Genomic DNA, 17,573 nt, shown 5'->3' with positions numbered 1-17,573 from the left:
ATCAAATTTATAAGGTTCGTCAGACGCGGAACTCATCGAGGCGCGGGTGAACAGCCCATTCAGACGCCGGATAGATTCATGCAAGCCACAATATCTTCAGCATCAGTGTTGCAAAAACGGGAGTGACCATAGATTCCTAACCATCAAGCGGCTGGCACGCAAAACAATATGTTTTTCACGTTCCATCGAATTGCACGAAAAAGTCATCGGCTCATTCATCGAGAAATACATGCTCTACTAATTGGAGACATTACCGAATGGCTGATTAAGGTCGCTCAATTTATAAGGTTCGTCAGGCGCGGAACTCATCGGGGCGCGGGCATACACAACCCATTCAGACGCCGGATAGATTCATGCAAGCCAACAATATTTTCAGTATCGGTATTGCAAAAACGGGAGTGACCATAGATTCCTAACCATCAAGCAACAAACCCTAGCGCAACAAGCCATACTCCCCACGTTATTGTCGCCACAATTAGCATTCGCCGAAGTTGTTTTATCGCCCTATGCTGGCGTTCTACCAGACTCAATTGCTTTAATCTTTCCCGTTGCCAGATAAAATTCAGTGCATCCCCCGCTTGGGTATTGTTGTCCACAGATATCAGTGCGAAATAGCGTCCATCCAACCACAGTCGCCAGCAGCCAAACCAGACGATGGCGCACAATAGTGCTACTGCAGCGCGGATAGCACCAGGTGAGGCGGCAAATAACACCCAAGTTATCGGCGGGAAAGTAAAGAGCAGCAGAAACCGCCAACTGCTCAGAGTGCGTAGCAACAGGCTCATCTGCAAATGTTCACCGTCGATTATGCTGTCCGTTTCGTTTTCCATTTATTCAGCTGCTTGGTATGTTCCGCAGTAAAAACCACCGCCGGGCGCGCTGCACGTACAATGGCAATCGCCTGGGCTACAGTCAAGTCCGGGTCACGCTGCACTAACCAGGCGGCGGCAACCAGCGCGCTGCGGGAAAGCCCTAGCGCGCAATGAAGCAAAACACTTCCCTGCGTGGTGCGCAATTGTTCCAGCTCGCAAACCGCCCGCTGCAGAGCGCTGTCATCTGGATCTACCAAATCCAACATCGGCACACATCGATATGCAACATTATCGACCACCGATGAACGTGAGAATTCACTGGTCAGATCCAGTACCGCACGCTGTTCGAGTCGCCCTCTCGGGTAGGCACCTAAATACACCCCCTCCATCAGGATGCTAACCGCAGGGAGATGGCGAGTGTACAGGCGCATTGAAAGCCACATCCCGGCTCGCCAGGGTAGCAACAGCAGCCATGCCGCCGGTGTTAACCGCCCCTGCTCATCTTTCTGCAATGCGTCGACGCCAGCCGCACCATAAGCCAGTGCGACAAGGGTCAACGCCAGAGCGGGCCACCAGAACCATGAGGTCAGGAACGTGCCGGCCAGGCACATTAACGCACCGCAGCAATAGTATCCGGCGAGTTTGCGCCGCTTACCGTAGGCCATTCGCCAGCGCCACGTTCCGGTTTGGGGGATTAACCAGTCGATAACCAACCCTACAGCCAACCCCGTCATAACATCGATAACATGATGCTGCCAGGTGGTCAAAACCGACGCTGCGATAACCAGGAACCAGCCAGTGCTCAGTTTCTGCCAGAAACCAGAAAAATGGCGATGAAAATGCCGCCACAGCAGCCAGCATAAAATAATGTGCAGGGACGGCGACTGGTTGTACGGCAAATCAAATTGTTCGAGTTGCCCGAACAACCAACTTGCCAGACCGGTCATTTCCGGACGGATAAAGGTAAAACGCAGCGGAAACAGTAAAAAACCGGCGCAAGCAATAAGAGAAGCCAACACCAGCCGACAGACCAGACGCCGCTGCTCATTCAGTGAAGAGCAGATAAACAGCGATAAGCCGTAAAGCAGATCCAGGCTCCAGTAGGGAATAATCGTCAGCGGTATAAATGGGATCCGCTGCTCCCAGCTAAACACCAGGCTGCCAATGTTTTCTCGCCCGGCGGTAAATTGATTCGCCATGCCATAAGTGAGGAAGAAAAACGGGGCCAGCATGAAAAGCCAGCTAATACCCTGAATAATCACCGCATGCCGTGTTGTCATGGTTGACGTCGTACCGCCATGGAGACAGTGAAGATGCCCATTTCATCAATCAGCTGCGCGCACTTATCAAAACCGGCGTCACGGACCAGCGCGTCCATCTCACCCTGAGTACGTACGCGCATGACCCAAGCTTTGCCATCTTTATGGCTGGTTAGCGACCAGGCGATGGTTTTTAACTGCGGGTGCCAGGGCTGACCGGTGTAAATCAGGATACCTCCCGGTTCAATCGCCTCAGCCAGCCCGGCAAGCGAATCTCGTACCGGCCCGTTTTCCGGGAACAGTTCATACAGACCGGACACGATCCCCAGCGTCGGACGCGGTTCCAGAGCCGCCAGCTCATCGCGATTAAAGGCATCACCCTGCTCAAATCGCGCACGGCCCGTCATACCGCGAGAAGCAATCATCTCCTGACCTTTCGCCACGTTTAATTCGCTGTAATCGCGCAGAAGGATCTCGCTCACTGCCGCTTCGCCTTCCAGGGCATCAAGCACATAGCGTCCGTGTCCGGCGGCGATATCCACGACCCGTACCGCGTTGCCCTGCTCTGTTAACCGTGCAGCAGCCAGTTGAATTAACATCTGCAGATGAATTTTACGCTGGCGGATCCCCTTCCAGCCTACGCTATTCAGGTAGTTTTTATCAATGAGACGCCCCAAGGCGCTGCTGCCCTGAGGCTGATTGCGATAAACGTAGTCCAGGGTACTGCCGGAATCGAAACCGGTCTCAAATCCCAGACGCACCCCCATGGACTGCGTGCCTAGCAATTTCATCGCGTAGCGCAAACTGCGGTGAGACAGATCATCCAGCGAATACGGCGCAGGGCCGCCGTTCAACATGCGCCAGGTATCGGCGCCGGGGCTCCAGCGATCTTCGTGGCTGTAATCAAAACGCTGCACGGGCCGGGCATACAAGGTATCAATAAAACAGCGCATCTTATCGAATGCTATGAGCCGCTCTTTTTCGCCTAAGGTGTCATGAAAAAAACCCGGCAGCACATGCAGCTCTTTCTGCGGATTACGCAGGCGCTGGTAAAAATCAATCTGCGGCTGGCGGTGTACGACGTAATCTTCTCCGGAAACCAACAACTGCACAGGTAGCGTAATGGCGCTGGCATCGCTGACGATCCGTTCAGCCATTTTGTAGAGTTCGAGCAGAATATTCACCGCAATCGGCCGGGTAATCAACGGATCCTTCTTGAAGCTCACCACCCGCTCGGGGTCGTGCGTCAGATACTTGCCTTTCACATACGAGTTAACGAAGAAAAGGCCACGCAGATGGTACATCAACCCCAGCCCCTGGCGGGCAAACGGTACATACAATTTAACCTTAAACGCAGGTGACGCCAGCACCAGGCCACGAATGTCCGGGGCATAATCATGCACCCAGATTGCCGCCAGAACCGCCCCGACGCTTTGCGCCACGACGACTAGATCCGTCATCCCGGCCTGGCTATCAGCGGCGGCGAAACGCACAAACTCGTCGACATCCAGCACCGAACGAGCAAGCGAAGGACTGGAACCGCGCTGACCCGGTGAGCGACCATGACCTCGGGCATCCCAGGCATAAAACGCGGTATCCGGCATCGCCAGTTCATCAACAATGTGTTGCAAACGCCCGGAGTGCTCATGCCCACGATGAAACAGAACCATCACTTTTGGCGTTGAGCTGGCTTCTGGTGCAGGCCAGTGGCGATAAAAAAGTTCTGTATTATCACTGGTCAAAAAATGCCGTTCGTCGGGTATGCGGGAGTTAGTCATGGGGATGATTTCCTTGCGTGGGTTGTAAAAGCGCCGTCAGTCTTTGCTCCAGGTCGTCCATAAACGTTTTCTTCTCCGGATGCGTACTCAGCGCATCGCCAATATTGACATCAATAAACAGCGGCAAAGGGATACGACTACCTTTCGCCATCACACGCTCCGTACCGCGCAACCCAACGGGGATAATGGGCACCTCCGGCATACGCTGATTCAAATGCCACACTCCGGACTTCAATGGTGCAAGGACGCCGGGCTCACCGCGCGTCCCTTCCGGAAACAGGATCAGTGTTTTACCTTCACGCAGCGCCTGTTCACATTGCGCCAGCGGATCGGCGTCACCGCCCTTTCTTGAAATCGGAATGATGTTAAGGATATTCAGCGCAAACCAGGCCATGCGTTTATCACGCAGAAAATAATCGGCGGCGGCAACCGGATGAATAGAAGCCTGGTAACGCACCGGGAAGAGCGAAAGAAGGGCGAACACATCCATATGGCTGTTGTGATTTGCCACGATTATCGAAGGACCATCCTTCGGCAGGCGCTCGCGGTGGCGGACGCGCAGCCCAAGCCACAGCCAGATGACCGGCCAGACGATACACAGCGTAAACAAGGTACGGAGCAGTCGTGTCATCATAGGTTAGTAGCAGAAATAGCGAACAAAATGGAAGAAGACCGGCGCGGTAAAAATCAACGAGTCCAGCCGATCAAGAATGCCACCGTGGCCGGGCAGCAGCGTACCGCTGTCTTTGACGCCGATATCACGTTTGATCGCCGACATCACCACGTCGCCACAAAACCCCGTAACGCCGATAATGCCCCCGGACAACAGCGCAATCGGCCAACTTAACGGCGTAAGCAGTGGCCCCAATATTGTCGCCGCCAGCGCCGTTGTCGCTACCCCACCCAGCAGTCCCGCCAGGGTTTTGTTCGGGCTGACCTTCGGTATCACTTTGATGCGACCGAGCGACTTGCCCCACAGGTATTGCGCAATGTCGTTAAATTCGGTCAGGCCGACCAAAAACAGCACCAACAGCGCACCGGTTTGCATTCCATCCGTCGGTAACACCAGTAAAAACGCGACATGACTGAAAGCAAACACGGTGGTCATCAGACTCCAGTGCAGCTGGGAAGCGGTACGCAAAAAGCCCTGTGTATCCCCCACAATCACCATCCGTGCCGGTAAAAACAGGAACACATAAATAGGGATAAACACCACAAACATGCCGTACCAGCCGATACCTATCAGCCAGTAATTAAGGGGAATAGCAATAAACATCCACAACAGCGGCATGCGGTCGGACTGGCGGGAAGGCACCAGCGTCAGAAACTCTTTTAACGCCATAAAGCTGACCAGCGCAAAGAACGTCAGTGCCAGCCAGTTCGGGCTGAGTAACGCCAGAGAAAACAGGACGATGATCACCCACCAGGTGCGAATACGTAATGTCAGTTCGCGCCAGTCTTTAGCCGGATGCAGCCACACCAGCAACCCGTTGATCACAGTGGCAATCAGCAGCAGGGCAAAAATAGCGGCCAGTGATTTTTCAAGTAGCGTCATTTCACTCCCTCCTCACTCAATGCCCTGCGACAACGGTTAACAACCGTCCATAACAACAACAGTGTTGCCACACCCCATACAGCATTATTCCAGGCGACAAGCCGCGGGCAGACCGACAGCGCCAGCCCCCACGCACCAAAGACCAGCGCCCTGTCGCTTTTGCCCAGCGGACCGGCATAGCTGCGCACGCCGTTAATGGTTTGTGCCAGCACGCCACAAAACTCGGTCATCAGCGCACAAAACACCATGCTCAACACTAGCGGTACACTGCTTTGCGGGAGCAGCATAAAGGGCAGATAAAGCGCGATGTCGGAAATCACATCCCCCGTCTCATTGAGGATGGCCCCCATTCGCGATGTCTGGTTGCATTCACGCGCCAGCATGCCATCCAGCGCATTGAGCGCCATCCGTATAAACAACACCACGGGCAGAAGGACGAATAATCCGGGCTGAGGATGAATGATGAGCGCCGCGCCCGTGATAAGGGAAAGCACCATCGCGGACAGTGTAACGTGATTAGCGGTGACGCCGCGCCTGTTCAGCCAGAACATCAGCGGTCTTAACAGTGCCTGAAACGCGGGCTTTATCTGGTAAAGGGTCATCATCACTCCTTGATAAGAATATTTAACGGATTTGAGCCTGACCTTCTATTGGGTTCTGTCACTGACACACTGAAAGCGAATACAGTTACAGGCGCCGGAGTCCTGTGCCTGCTGCGCCGCTAAAGGCGACTGACTGGTATTGCGGGAGGTCAGGGAGCCAGTACCTGTGCTGGTAGACTGCGTGGCTGAACCGTAAACATCGTGTTCTGGAACGGTACAGCACTCTGTCACCTGTGGCAGCATACGCTTTGCCTCCTTCTGCCTCAGTCCTGTGCCAAGGCAAGGATTTCAAAATATACGTTACATTTGCAGCATGATGCCTTATCGCCGGTCCAGGGTATTGATTTACTTCCTTCGAACCAGGACGCAGTCGCTGAAATAATTTCGCCGTAACTTGTTTTATCACTAAGGCAGGTCAACGCCCTTGCCATCATTAATACCTCAATATATAAGCGGTTATACTCACTGGCATCATACAACAATCACAACTTAACCCAAATCATCCGTTTTCTGCTCGTCAGTATATACCCGTGATACTTCAAGTTGCAGATTGCGTTGCATCAGAATGCAACTGCTTTGGCAGAGGTATCAAAACATACATCGACCACATCATCCTGCACCTTGAAGTTTTTTGAGTATAGTGCCTGAATGCGGGAAATCTAAATAGCTTCGCAAAATAGTAGATCACTTGAAGGGAACTCAGTCCGGGTTGAGCGATCTGATCAATCGCCAGACATCCCAAATCACTAACCGGACTGAGCGATGCCGATCATAGCAGCAATCCCTGATGAAGAACGACAACTGATGTGCAAAGAAGCCCAACAAACCCGTGATAAAAATTATGCCAGACGACTCATTGCCATGCTGATGTTGCATCGGGGAATGACCGTCACCGAAGTTGCCAGGCTGCTCTGCGCTGCACGTTCATCCGTCGGAAGATGGGTAAACTGGTTTACTTTACAGGGTGTTGAAGGACTCAGGAGTCTCAGGCCCGGCCGTGCACCTTGCTGGCCGGTCGACGATATCCAGCGCATACTTCCCTTGCTGGTTCAACGTTCTTCGAAGGATTTCGGCTGGCTGCGCTCTCGCTGGAGCACGGAGTTACTGACCCGTATCGTTGTTGTGGTCAACTAATACTGGCCACCGCATTAGACTGTATGTAGTACAGTCGCTCCGATTCATTTGGCGTCAAGCCGCCGTTGTACCAGTGAGGCCGTACGGCGCTGTAATAGCCCGTGATATAGCAGATTATCGCGCTTTGAGCCTCGTTGAAGTTGTTGTAGCCCTTCGTCGGCACCCATTCTGTCTTCAGGCTTCGGAAGAACCGCTCCATTGGCGCATTATCCCAGCAGTTACCCCGACGACTCATGCTCTGCTTTATCCGGCAGTGCTGTGGTCGAATAATCAGGACACTAAACTTACATCCAAAATGGAGGTGTTTAGTGAATCAGAAGCGAAAGTTTACGCCAGAATTTAAGAAGGAAACGGTGGCCCTGGTGCTGACGCAAAATTACTCCATTGCGCGTGCCGCAACTTCTTTGGGGATCAGCGCCAAAACATTGCGCAGTTGGGTCGCCGCCGCGCGCCAGCGCCATGAAAGTCCGCTTAGTGAAGATGAACAAGCTGAACTCCGAAGGCTACGTCTAGAAAACAAAGAGTTACGCATTGAGAAGGAAATATTAAAAAAGGCGAGCGCCTTCTTTGCGAAGCACATGTCGTGAGATACCAGTTTATCCTCGATAACGCAGGTAATTACAGGCTACGGACGCTTTGTCGCGTGATGCGCATTAGCCCGTCCGCATGGTATGCCTGGCGAAAAAAGCCGATAGCCTGCCCGCCGAAAGATACCGCAGTCAGGGTGATGCTCAAGGCGTTATTCTCTGCCAGTCGGGAAAGTGCCGGGAGCCGAACGCTGGTTAAAAAGCTCCGTGAAGAAGGCGTCACCATAAGTCGTTGGCGCGTTAGAAAAATCATGAGCGAAGAGGGACTTCTCTGCCGGCAACGCCGTGCCTGGAAGGTCACAACGAAACCGAAGAAAGGGGCTGATTTTGCACCAAATCTGTTGAATCAGAACTTCAATCCTCCCGGACCGGACCAGATATGGGTGAGTGATATTACGTATCTGAAAACGGGTGAAGGCTGGTTGTACCTGGCTGCGATCATGGATTTATATTCCCGCCGGATCGTCGGTTGGCACATTGACAAGAGAATGACATCGTCGCTGGTTTGCCGGGCTCTCATGCAGGCTTACAACCTGCGCAATCCACCGACAGGGCTGGTCGTCCATACCGATCGTGGAGCGCAGTATACCAGCAAGCGCTTCCAAACGCAGTTAACCAGTTACGGACTCAGAAGCAGCATGGGAGATGTTGGCGCCTGCTGGGATAACGCGGTAATGGAGCGTTTTTGGGGCAGTTTGAAACATGAATGGGTGCTGTTGATCCCGCAGCAGACGCGGGCAGGTATGAAACGTGATGTTGCAGACTATATGCGTTATTACAATCTTGACAGAAACCATGCTTCGAATGGGTATTTATCGCCAGAGCGATATGAACAGATGGCTGAGAAAAAAGTGTCCTGTTTAACTTGACCAGATCAGAATTACCTGTAGCCCGGTTCTGAACTAAACATTCATATCATGGCGCCAAAAAGACTTGTTAACAGGTCTTAAAAAGACTAATATTTAGACTGTTTAACAGGTCTTAAGAGGTTTAACAATGCCACATATCATTCTGAGTGACACGACTGCCAGCGTCAGTGAATTGAAAAAAAACCCGATGGCCACTGTCAGCGCAGGTGACGGGTTCCCAGTAGCGATTCTTAACCGGAACCAGCCAGCTTTCTATTGCGTGCCTGCGGAACTCTACGAAAAGATGCTTGATGCGCTGGATGATCAGGAACTCATTAAACTGGTTGCAGAACGCAGTAATCAACCGCTGTTTGATGTGGACCTGGATAAGTACCTATGACATATACCGTCAAATTCAGGGAAGATGCGCTAAAAGAATGGAACAAGCTGGATAAGACTATTCAGCAGCAGTTTGCAAAGAAACTTAAAAAGTGCTGTGAAAACCCACACATTCCTTCAGCAAAACTACGTGGTATAAAGGATTGCTATAAAATAAAACTGCGAGCATCTGGTTTTCGCCTCGTCTATCAGGTCATAGATAATCAACTTATAATTGCTATTGTGGCTGTAGGCAAACGGGAGCGAAGTGACGTTTATACACTGGCGAGTGAACGTATGAAATAAGGACGGGGGTTATGAGGAAAAAATTGATCTTGACCCGCCATCTCCGGACAGCTTTTGTATCTTAAGTTAACGATGCCCGCTGCCGCCGGTACTCTCTCGGAGAGTGATATCCCAGCGCACTGTGCGGGTGATTTTCATTCTAGTGATTGAACGCCGCTGCAAGGTTCTGTAGCGCTGTTCCCACATCTGGTTTTGGCATGAACGCGATGTAATCTTCCTTCATCGTTTTCACGAACCGTTCGGCCATGCCGTTACTTTGTGGGCTGCTCACCGCTGTTGTACACGGCTCCAGATTCAGTTCTCGCGCGAACTTCTTCGTTTCATGCGCGGTGTACGCTGAACCGTTATCTGTCAGCCACTGCACTGGTTTACCCGGCAGCGTGCTACCGAAGCGCCTTTCCACTGACCTCAGCATCACATCCTGTACCGTTGAACTGTCGTAGCCTCCCGTGCTCGCTGCCCAGTCTATGGCCTCCCGGTCGCAACAGTCCAGTGCGAACGTCACCCGAAGCTTCTCGCCGTTGTCACAACCGAACTCGAAGCCGTCTGAACACCAGCGCATATCGCTTTCCGCTACCGCGATTTTGCCTTTATGCTCCCGCTTCGGACGCTCTGGTTTATCACGCAACAACAGCAGATTATGTTCGCTCATTATCCTGTAAAGCCGTTTGGCGTTCACCGGTGGAAGTCCCTCTACACGGCGTTGCTTACGCAGGATACCCCACACCCGCCGGTAACCGTAGCTGGGCATGTCGCTGATGATGCCGAGGATCTCCGACAGTATCTCTGCATCAGCTTCGTCATTACGCCGGTTGCTGCGCCTGTCCTGCCAGTCGGCAGAGCGGCTCACCCGCAGTGATAACTGCGCACGCGACACGCTCATGGTGCGACTAACCAGAGCTATTCCCCGTCCTTTGGCAACAAGGGCGCGTGCGCTATCCATTTTCGCGACTGGCCGTACTCCACCGCTTCTTTGAGGATCTCAACTTCCATCGTCTTCTTACCCAGGAGACGCTGTAGTTCCCGGACCTGTTTGAGTGCAGTCGCCAGCTCCGAAGCCGGAACCACTTCCTCTCCGGCCGCAACGGCGGTGAGGCTACCTTCCTGATATTGCTTCTTCCATTTAAACAGCAGACTGGGCTGAATACCGTGCAGACGAGCAACGTGGGAGACATTCATACCCGGCTCCATTGTTTGCTGGATGATGGCAATTTTCTCTTGCGGAGTCTTACGCTTACGGGCTTCTTGCCCTAACAGGATCCCGGTCATCTCAAAATTAACATGGTTGTTAGACATATATTTAAGCCTATCTCTTATCTGGAGATACAGCTACTGTCCGGTGTTTCAGGGGGCTACATCATTATGAGGAAAAAATTAACTTGGTTGTTTATGTTTCTTGAATTATGTCTCGGTATTTCTCTCATTATTTACGGGTTGATGAAATATTTTGTTAAACCCTCGGTATCTGACAATTGTGTAGAGGCAACACTGTGTGCTACAGAAACTATAAGCTTTTTCACACTTTGGATATACCTTACGGTAGGCGTCATGCTGATATGCCTTTGGTATATGACTACCTGGCGCGGGTAATGCATCCAATTAGTAGAACATGTATTTCTCGATGAATGCGCCGATGACTTTTTCGTGCAATTCGATGGAACGTGAAAAACATATTGTTTTGCGTGCCAGCCGCTTGATACGGGTTCGCAGCGTCAGATTGTTTCGCTCAATGCGCTGTGTGAAAATTTTACCAGTCAGATGTATCTCCTTCGGCACCTCTCTGGCGTAGCTTCCCCAATCGTCGCTCGTTATCATGCCAATGCTGAAGGGGGTCAATAACGCCAGCAGCGCCTGACATGTCTCATCATTACGGGGGCCGAACGTATAAGCCAGAACGCCCCCTGTTTTGGTGTTGTAGGCATACCAGAGCCAGTGCTGCCGGGCTTTACTGCCGACAAAGCCCCATTGCTCATCGAGTTCACAGATAAGAGCCACATCTGCATGGGCAACCGGAGAGGATGTTATTCGCTTCGGCGCGAGTTTTTTAAAGTGCGGATGACGGTGTTAATGCCGATTTTTAGCGTTCTTGCCGTATCCCGGACACCGGCACCGTTGAAGGCCATTTCGGTAATTTTCTCTTTGACACCCGGCTTACGGGCTTCATAGGTATAGGTGAGTAAAAACACGCGGTGGCAGTCACGACAGCGAAATCTGTCACGGCCTTTAGGGTTCTGACCATGGCGATAAACCTGAGCAGACTGACAACGGGGACAATGAACGTTAACGCTGGCCATGAGAAAACCTCAAAAGCGGGCATTATACATCATTCAACTAATTAGAGGCATCACCCTGGCGCGCTTACCAGCATAAAGAGAAGGAAGTGAAGTCGAAACTCAACCCAGAAGACTTTGTTAAATAAAAAACCAATGAAGAAAGATAAAGGGTTGAGCCTGTACATAGATTTGTGTAATTGCCTGATTTTGATATGTTCAATCCAACATCAAAAACAGGTTAATTTATGGACGAAAAACAGTTGCAGGCTCTGGCTAATGAACTGGCCAAAAATCTCAAAACCCCTGACGATCTCAACCAGTTCGATCGCCTGCTCAAAAAAATCAGTGTTGAGGCGGCGCTCAACGCCGAAATGACCCATCACCCCGGCTACGATAAACATCAGCCCAAACCGGCGACCAACGCCCGCAACGGCTATACCCAAAAGACAGTTATCACTGGCGATGGCCCGCTGGAGCTGCGTACACCGCGCGATCGCGATGGCTCTTTCGAACCGCAACTGGTAAAGAAAAACCAGACCCGGATCACCGGGATGGATAACCAAATTTTATCGTTGTACGCCAAAGGGATGACCACCCGTGAGATCGCCGCCGCGTTCAAAGAGCTGTATGACGCGGATGTCTCACCGGCCCTGGTCTCAAAGGTCACCGATGCTGTCATTGAGCAGGTTGTCGAATGGCAAAATCGTCCACTGGATGCAGTCTATCCCATTGTTTATCTTGACTGTATCGTCCTGAAAGTCCGGCAGGACAGCCGCGTTATCAACAAATCTGTGTTCCTGGCACTGGGTATCAATATCGAAGGCCAGAAAGAACTGCTGGGTATGTGGCTGGCCGAAAATGAGGGTGCGAAGTTCTGGCTTAATGTGCTGACAGAGCTGAAAAACCGTGGTCTGAACGATATCCTCATCGCCTGTGTTGACGGGCTGAAAGGCTTCCCCGACGCCATCAACGCGGTGTATCCGGAAGCCCGCATTCAGCTGTGTATCGTGCATATGGTGCGCAACAGCCTGCGGTTCGTCTCCTGGAAGGACTACAAAGCAGTGACCCGTGACCTGAAAGCCATCTATCAGGCTGCCACGGAAGAGGCCGGCTTGCAGGCTTTGGAAGCGTTCTCCAGTGCCTGGGACAGCCGCTACCCGCAGATAAGCCGGAGCTGGCAGGCAAACTGGACCAACCTGACGACGTTCTTCGCTTACCCGGCAGACATCCGCAAGGTGATCTACACGACCAACGCCATCGAGTCGCTGAACAGCGTGATCCGGCATGCAATCAAGAAACGGAAGGTATTCCCGACAGACGACGCGGTGAAAAAGGTGGTGTGGCTGGCAATCCAGGCGGCATCACAGAAATGGACGATGCCGCTGAGGGACTGGCGTATGGCAATGAGCCGCTTTATTATCGAGTTCGGTGACCGTCTGGACGGTCACTTCTGAGAAAAGGCATTTACACAGAATCATGTACAGGGTCAAAGGGTTATTTGTAACCCTTTCAGACTATTACTAACATGGTTATCCCCAGCTTCTGTGGATAATCAATATGTTGTGTCTTATTAACCTCTAAACCCTACCATATGATGTATTTACACGCTCGCCCTTTCAGTTTAGTCTGCCCTTCCCTGCCCGTATGCTCTTGTTAATATCTTCCTGGCCTAGTCAGATTCGGTACAGATTCAGTAAATATCTCAGTGTTAATTCGAGGTTGAGTCCCCTCTCTGTATGTGTTACCAGCAAGGCGAAGAATCCACCAAAGCGCAGCTGTGAAAGCCGTCATGTAAAGGTGATGCTGAGTTTAAAAACTGAGTGCCTTTCTCCACTAAACTTTGCAGATTTCACGTAGCACGCTGTGCATAATCTGTCATTCTGATCACCCCTGTTCGATTACACCACACAAACCGATATCGTCTCTCGCTCTGAGGATAGCTCCAGTGTGCCCTGGCGCAACAATATGCGGATAATTCGTTAGCTCGTTTAAGCGTGCAACCAGTGTAGTTCTGTTAGTGCAGTATCAATAGCTTACGGGGCTTCACTATCATTAAAGCCGCTATTGCACTTACATCGTATTTACACCGTAAATACACATTAGTACATACGATGTATTGACAACAGAAACACACAATATAGAATACATTGTACATACACCATAAACACACATGTGTATTCATAGCGTAAATACATGGTATTTCAAGCAGAGGGAACAGATATGGGTAAAACTGCGGTTTTTGGTTCTGATAAGGGTGGCGTCGGTAAAACGACTACTGTGACGAACACTGCATCGATGTTAGTCAGTAAGGGACGTACTGTAGGCATTCTCAAATCGGATAAGAACAATGATCTGTTCAACTGGAATGAAAGACGAAAGGAGAATGGACTTACCCCTATCCCGATCCACGAAGCTTACGGTGATATCAGTAAAGAAATCAAAAAACTGGCACCAAGGTATGATTATCTGCTGGCAGACTGCGCTGGTCACGATAGTCAGGAGTTTCGTAGTGCGCTTACGGTAGCTGATATACTCATTACTCTCATTAAACCCTCATCGAGTTTTGAGAGGGATACACTGACCGATCTGACTGAGCGCGTTCGTAAGGTACAAACGGTTAACCCCAAATTACAGCCCTGGGTATTGTTCACTCGTATTGAAACCAGTAAAGCCAGCAAGGTCAAAGATGCTGTCGAGCTCGATAAAGTACTCCGTTCTGATCAAGTCTGGATACAACCGTTGAAAACACGGCTATCAGCACTTGATGTATTTGAGAGCGCTTGTAATGAAGGGGCAGGGGTACACGATCTGCAGCGAGGCCCAAGTCTGGGTAAAGCAAAAGGTCAAATAGAACTTTACGCCATCGAGGCTGGATTAATATAGCAATACACTGTAAATACCAACTTGACAATATAGTGTAACTACATCAATGTATTTACGCTGTATTCTTAACGTGTTCACAAGGTAATGACATGTCCATTAAAATTAAAACTCCTAAAATCCCCACTACCACTACGGACACCCCTTCCGCGCAAGAAATGGCTCGCTTCATAGCTGACGGAGATAAAAGACCAACCAAAAGTGGTAAGAGTGTATCAAGAACGTATCGGCTTAACCCTGTGTTCATTGACATCATGGAAACCGATGCGGCCAGAACTGGGCAGGGAAATACCGATATTTTAAAAGCGGCTCTTGCTGCCTGGCAGCATATGGATGAAAACACCAAAAATCATTGGTTACTGGAAGCTGCAAAGTTGTAATTACAATGTATGTACACAGTAAGTTAGTTGTTATTTAATTGCCTCGTGCAATACATTGTATGTACACTACGTTTTATATAAAAGGCATCATTATCAATGCGTTAACCCCATATAAATCAGAACCTTAGTTGTCACTTCAATTAACTCAACTGGGCCATATAACGTATTTACAACAATACAATGTAAATACGTTTTACCCATTCATATGTATCAATAGCCCATTGATTTTCCTGACTGCTGCCCGGGTAATTAAACCTCAGTAATTAACCTCAACGATGTCCTGAATTTCTAGTACCTCAGTATCAAAAATCACAATCGTTGGTCCCTGATAATGCGCATCAGTATTATGAAGCTCCCAGTCATGAACTCCATGAATGCCCATTTTCTGAAAAGATTAATAATGGTTGCGTCGCCCTTGCCTCTGATTCCTTGATACCACACCCGGCCTTTATGGTTGCCGTAATAAGGACTGTTCAGTAGGTGCCAGTCCCTGCCGGTACTGAGGTTGCTACTAATAATCACAGGTAATCCCGCGATCAAACGGTCATAAACTGCAGGTTGTTCTGTCAGGGGTTTGCTGTAATCGGCAATAATCGCCCCCGGTTTAAGACCACACTGATAAACAAGCGCCTGTCCGGGATTGTGATTGACACGCAGGGCGTGGTGCCTCGCACCTTTAAAATTGTCAGTAAACCAGCAAGCGGGTATCTCACCGGCCTCCCCCGTCCCCATGAATGAAACGTCAAATTTTTCAAACCGCTGTCTGGTGCCATGAAAGAGCTGCATAGTTATATCCTGTGTTGTTAACTATTACTGGATATTTATACAAAGTGAATAACAAAAATTCGAGATGTCACTGTTCAAAAATTTGGTAGTCATGAAAGCAATAAAATACAATATATTTACAGTGTAAATACGATGACAATACATTTTAAATACACAGCCGTATAGGATTGTACGCCATATGATCCCTTCGCCATTTCAAATAATCCCTGTCTTAAACAGTTACATTGAAGGTGCTATCGGACGACATAATCGGGTAGAGTCTTAGGACGTGGTGTAAATTCGGAAGGATGGTGAGAGCCATCGGCTTATCCGGTAAGGTAATAATGGTATGAAGACATTATCCAAAAGGAACAAACCGATGGCTGACAACAGCATGACATTCACCAATACCCTGATGCAACCCGGCGGTGAGGACTTTCTGCGTGAACTCACCGAATTTATGCTCAACCGCATCATGGAAGCCGATGTCACCCAGCGCATCAACGCGGAGCCCCATGAGCGCAGTGATGAGCGTGAGACCTACCGCAACGGCTATCGTGACCGCCAGTACAACACCCGGCTCGGTACGCTGGACCTGCGCATCCCGAAGCTGCGGGAAGGCTCGTACTTCCCGTCCTTCCTCGAGGCCCGCAGGCTGTCGGAGAAGGCGCTCAACGCGGTTATCCAGGAGGCGTGGATAAATGGCGTCTCCACCCGCAAGGTGGACGCCCTGGTCCAGTCGATGGGAATGACCGGCATCTCCCGCAGCCAGGTGTCGTCCATCTGCCGCGGCATCGATGAGCGTGTGCAGGCCTTCCTGCAGCGACCGCCGGAAGGGGAATGGCCCTACCTGCAGCGACCGCCGGAAGGGGAATGGCCCTACCTGTGGCTGGATGCGACCTACGTGAAGGTCCGCAAGAACGGCCGGGTGGTCAGCGTGGCCGTTATAATCGCCTGCGCGGTCAGCCTGGACGGTCGCCGGGAGATTATCGGAATGGGCATCGGTGAGTCAGAAGCGAAAGCGTTCTGGTTAGCCTTCCTGCTGTGTCTGAAAGAGCGCGGCCTTGAGGGCGTAAAGCTGGTTATATCGGACTCGCACAGCGGACTGAAAGCGGCGATACAGCAGGTGTTCACCGCCAGCTGGCAGCGCTGCCGGGTCCACTTCATGCGTAATGTGATGGGGCGCGTCAGCAGGGCGAACCAGTCAGTGGTGCGCGCGGCGCTGCAACAGGTGTTCGTGCAGACCGATGAGAAAAGTGCCCATGCGACCTGGCGTGAGGTCGCCGGCCAGCTGGAAAAAAGCGCGCCGGCAGTCACGGAGATGATGGACGAGGCGGAAGCAGACGTGCTGGGGTACTTCGGCTTCCCGAAAGCGCACCGGGTGAAAATCCACTCTACGAACACACTGGAGCGTCTGAACAAAGAGGTGAAACGGCGTGCTGATGTGGTGGGTATCTTCCCCAACGAAGAGAGCATCATGCGGCTGCTGGGTGCGGTGCTGACGGAGCAGAACGAAGAATGGCTGTTGCAGAACCGCTACCTGCCACAACACAGCATGGCGGAGATAGACCAGACTGGTGAAACCGAAGTAATCGAAGCGCTGCCACTCAGCGCATAACGGGCCCATTACCGGACCGGAAGACTGTAACTGAATTTACACCACCTTGACGGACTCGACCGTCAAAACTGGAAAACCAGATCAGAGGTTGAGCTTGCTACACTGACGTGGGTGGACTGGTACAACAATCGCCGGTTGCTGGAAAGGCTGGGTCATATCCCACCGGCAGAAGCCGAACAGGCATATTACGCTTCCATCGGTAATAAGGATCTGGCAGCCTGAGTTGCCGGACTAAAAACACTCCAGGATTGCCGGGGCGGTTCAGTCGCCGGTGCGCTATAAGCGAATGACTGAGAAAAAAGTGTCCTGATTTATTGGCCAGAACACATTACGTGGGTAGAATCAAACTGTCACTTCAGTAGCGTTGCGCTTTGTCAGGCCAAGTCTGAGCTAATACC

The 17,573-nt window shown here is 51.1% G+C and carries 15 protein-coding genes and 5 pseudogenes; 10 read left to right on the top strand and 10 right to left on the bottom strand.

The annotated features are described in order from the left end of the window. Window positions 1-139: 139 nt before the first annotated feature. Window positions 140-241: pseudogene (locus AC1M2H_RS28570) on the top strand (IS1 family transposase); the annotation flags it as partial. A gap of 178 nt (window positions 242-419) precedes the next feature. On the opposite strand, the gene AC1M2H_RS28565 reads toward AC1M2H_RS28570, so the two are convergent. Genes AC1M2H_RS28565 through AC1M2H_RS28540 form a run of 6 tightly spaced genes read right to left on the bottom strand, consistent with a single transcriptional unit; the run spans window position 420 to window position 6,006 of the window. Then, window positions 420-830, bottom strand: coding sequence for a hypothetical protein (locus tag AC1M2H_RS28565; protein WP_480152228.1), 411 nt, complete (start codon window positions 828-830; stop codon window positions 420-422). Next, entirely contained in the window at window positions 806-2,092 is a 1,287-nt protein-coding gene (locus AC1M2H_RS28560) for a phosphatase PAP2/dual specificity phosphatase family protein (protein ID WP_480152227.1), read from the bottom strand. Before AC1M2H_RS28560 ends, AC1M2H_RS28565 begins: the two co-directional genes overlap by 25 nt. Next, on the bottom strand, window positions 2,089-3,849 hold the full coding sequence (locus AC1M2H_RS28555) for a bifunctional alpha/beta hydrolase/class I SAM-dependent methyltransferase (RefSeq protein WP_480152226.1): 1,761 nt from the start codon (window positions 3,847-3,849) through the stop codon (window positions 2,089-2,091). The genes AC1M2H_RS28560 and AC1M2H_RS28555 overlap by 4 nt, the downstream gene beginning before the upstream one ends. Then, window positions 3,842-4,480 carry a lysophospholipid acyltransferase family protein gene (locus tag AC1M2H_RS28550; RefSeq protein ID WP_480152288.1) on the bottom strand — a complete coding sequence of 213 codons (639 nt, stop codon included), beginning with the start codon at window positions 4,478-4,480 and terminating at the stop codon, window positions 3,842-3,844. The genes AC1M2H_RS28555 and AC1M2H_RS28550 overlap by 8 nt, the downstream gene beginning before the upstream one ends. A 6-nt stretch (window positions 4,481-4,486) precedes the next feature. After that, window positions 4,487-5,404, bottom strand: a complete 918-nt coding sequence (locus AC1M2H_RS28545) for a phosphatidate cytidylyltransferase (protein ID WP_480152225.1) — start codon at window positions 5,402-5,404, stop codon at window positions 4,487-4,489. Then, complete coding sequence (locus tag AC1M2H_RS28540) at window positions 5,401-6,006, bottom strand: CDP-alcohol phosphatidyltransferase family protein (protein WP_480152287.1); 606 nt, start codon at window positions 6,004-6,006, stop codon at window positions 5,401-5,403. The genes AC1M2H_RS28545 and AC1M2H_RS28540 overlap by 4 nt, the downstream gene beginning before the upstream one ends. Before the next feature lie 762 nt (window positions 6,007-6,768). Between AC1M2H_RS28540 and AC1M2H_RS28535 the strand changes: the two are divergent. Beyond that, window positions 6,769-7,113: pseudogene (locus tag AC1M2H_RS28535) on the top strand (helix-turn-helix domain-containing protein); the annotation flags it as partial. Between the two features lie 19 nt (window positions 7,114-7,132). Here the strand turns inward: AC1M2H_RS28535 and AC1M2H_RS28530 are convergent. Further along, window positions 7,133-7,390, bottom strand: a pseudogene (locus tag AC1M2H_RS28530) (integrase core domain-containing protein); the annotation flags it as partial. 19 nt (window positions 7,391-7,409) lie between these two features. Here AC1M2H_RS28530 and AC1M2H_RS28525 point away from each other — a divergent pair. The 3 genes from AC1M2H_RS28525 to AC1M2H_RS28515 all read left to right on the top strand — a co-directional run bounded on the left by AC1M2H_RS28525 (window position 7,410) and on the right by AC1M2H_RS28515 (window position 9,259). Next, window positions 7,410-8,596 (top strand): IS3 family transposase gene (locus AC1M2H_RS28525; protein WP_480152032.1). Its coding sequence is split into 2 segments (ribosomal slippage): window positions 7,410-7,686 and window positions 7,686-8,596, totalling 1,188 coding nucleotides; the frame shifts between segments, so codons are not numbered across the junction. 127 nt (window positions 8,597-8,723) lie between these two features. After that, the gene (locus AC1M2H_RS28520; protein ID WP_023317799.1) at window positions 8,724-8,975 is read left to right on the top strand and encodes a type II toxin-antitoxin system Phd/YefM family antitoxin; all 252 of its coding nucleotides are present in this window, start codon (window positions 8,724-8,726) and stop codon (window positions 8,973-8,975) included. Further along, the gene (locus AC1M2H_RS28515) at window positions 8,972-9,259 is read left to right on the top strand and encodes a type II toxin-antitoxin system RelE family toxin (RefSeq protein ID WP_016531292.1); all 288 of its coding nucleotides are present in this window, start codon (window positions 8,972-8,974) and stop codon (window positions 9,257-9,259) included. Before AC1M2H_RS28520 ends, AC1M2H_RS28515 begins: the two co-directional genes overlap by 4 nt. Window positions 9,260-9,320: 61 nt before the next feature. On the opposite strand, the pseudogene AC1M2H_RS28510 reads toward AC1M2H_RS28515, so the two are convergent. Further along, window positions 9,321-10,528 (bottom strand): annotated as a pseudogene (locus AC1M2H_RS28510) (IS3 family transposase). Window positions 10,529-10,858: 330 nt separating this feature from the next. Then, window positions 10,859-11,553, bottom strand: a protein-coding gene (locus AC1M2H_RS28505; RefSeq protein WP_480147915.1) for an IS1 family transposase whose coding sequence is annotated in 2 segments (ribosomal slippage) — window positions 10,859-11,307 and window positions 11,307-11,553 — 696 coding nt in all. Because the reading frame shifts where the segments join, the coding sequence is not laid out codon by codon here. 224 nt (window positions 11,554-11,777) lie between these two features. Here AC1M2H_RS28505 and AC1M2H_RS28500 point away from each other — a divergent pair. The 3 genes from AC1M2H_RS28500 to AC1M2H_RS28490 all read left to right on the top strand — a co-directional run bounded on the left by AC1M2H_RS28500 (window position 11,778) and on the right by AC1M2H_RS28490 (window position 14,792). Then, the gene (locus tag AC1M2H_RS28500) at window positions 11,778-12,986 is read left to right on the top strand and encodes an IS256 family transposase (protein WP_480152224.1); all 1,209 of its coding nucleotides are present in this window, start codon (window positions 11,778-11,780) and stop codon (window positions 12,984-12,986) included. Between the two features lie 766 nt (window positions 12,987-13,752). Beyond that, window positions 13,753-14,415: a division plane positioning ATPase MipZ gene (locus AC1M2H_RS28495; RefSeq protein ID WP_480152286.1), complete on the top strand. Its 663-nt coding sequence runs from the start codon at window positions 13,753-13,755 to the stop codon at window positions 14,413-14,415. Between the two features lie 89 nt (window positions 14,416-14,504). After that, on the top strand, window positions 14,505-14,792 hold the full coding sequence (locus AC1M2H_RS28490) for a hypothetical protein (RefSeq protein ID WP_016529486.1): 288 nt from the start codon (window positions 14,505-14,507) through the stop codon (window positions 14,790-14,792). Window positions 14,793-15,101: 309 nt separating this feature from the next. On the opposite strand, the gene AC1M2H_RS28485 is transcribed toward AC1M2H_RS28490, so the two are convergent. Beyond that, window positions 15,102-15,578: a hypothetical protein gene (locus tag AC1M2H_RS28485; RefSeq protein WP_480152223.1), complete on the bottom strand. Its 477-nt coding sequence runs from the start codon at window positions 15,576-15,578 to the stop codon at window positions 15,102-15,104. 358 nt (window positions 15,579-15,936) lie between these two features. Between AC1M2H_RS28485 and AC1M2H_RS28480 the strand changes: the two genes are divergently transcribed. Further along, a complete protein-coding gene (locus AC1M2H_RS28480) occupies window positions 15,937-17,175 on the top strand; it encodes an IS256 family transposase (protein ID WP_480152222.1) in 1,239 nt (412 codons plus the stop codon). Window positions 17,176-17,235: 60 nt separating this feature from the next. After that, window positions 17,236-17,397 (top strand): annotated as a pseudogene (locus AC1M2H_RS28475) (IS3 family transposase); the annotation flags it as partial. Window positions 17,398-17,573 lie beyond the last annotated feature (176 nt).

It is taken from the genome of Klebsiella sp. F11 (genome assembly GCF_056712265.1).
The sequence above is the reverse complement of the archived record's forward strand: the minus strand, read 5'-3'. Positions and strand labels throughout refer to the sequence as shown.

Coding starts and splice junctions, on each gene's coding strand:
- AC1M2H_RS28565 (WP_480152228.1), bottom strand. CDS start 830: ATGGAAAACGAAACGGACAGCATAATCGACGGTGAACATTTGCAGATG.
- AC1M2H_RS28560 (WP_480152227.1), bottom strand. CDS start 2,092: ATGACAACACGGCATGCGGTGATTATTCAGGGTATTAGCTGGCTTTTC.
- AC1M2H_RS28555 (WP_480152226.1), bottom strand. CDS start 3,849: ATGACTAACTCCCGCATACCCGACGAACGGCATTTTTTGACCAGTGAT.
- AC1M2H_RS28550 (WP_480152288.1), bottom strand. CDS start 4,480: ATGACACGACTGCTCCGTACCTTGTTTACGCTGTGTATCGTCTGGCCG.
- AC1M2H_RS28545 (WP_480152225.1), bottom strand. CDS start 5,404: ATGACGCTACTTGAAAAATCACTGGCCGCTATTTTTGCCCTGCTGCTG.
- AC1M2H_RS28540 (WP_480152287.1), bottom strand. CDS start 6,006: ATGACCCTTTACCAGATAAAGCCCGCGTTTCAGGCACTGTTAAGACCG.
- AC1M2H_RS28520 (WP_023317799.1), top strand. CDS start 8,724: ATGCCACATATCATTCTGAGTGACACGACTGCCAGCGTCAGTGAATTG.
- AC1M2H_RS28515 (WP_016531292.1), top strand. CDS start 8,972: ATGACATATACCGTCAAATTCAGGGAAGATGCGCTAAAAGAATGGAAC.
- AC1M2H_RS28500 (WP_480152224.1), top strand. CDS start 11,778: ATGGACGAAAAACAGTTGCAGGCTCTGGCTAATGAACTGGCCAAAAAT.
- AC1M2H_RS28495 (WP_480152286.1), top strand. CDS start 13,753: ATGGGTAAAACTGCGGTTTTTGGTTCTGATAAGGGTGGCGTCGGTAAA.
- AC1M2H_RS28490 (WP_016529486.1), top strand. CDS start 14,505: ATGTCCATTAAAATTAAAACTCCTAAAATCCCCACTACCACTACGGAC.
- AC1M2H_RS28485 (WP_480152223.1), bottom strand. CDS start 15,578: ATGCAGCTCTTTCATGGCACCAGACAGCGGTTTGAAAAATTTGACGTT.
- AC1M2H_RS28480 (WP_480152222.1), top strand. CDS start 15,937: ATGGCTGACAACAGCATGACATTCACCAATACCCTGATGCAACCCGGC.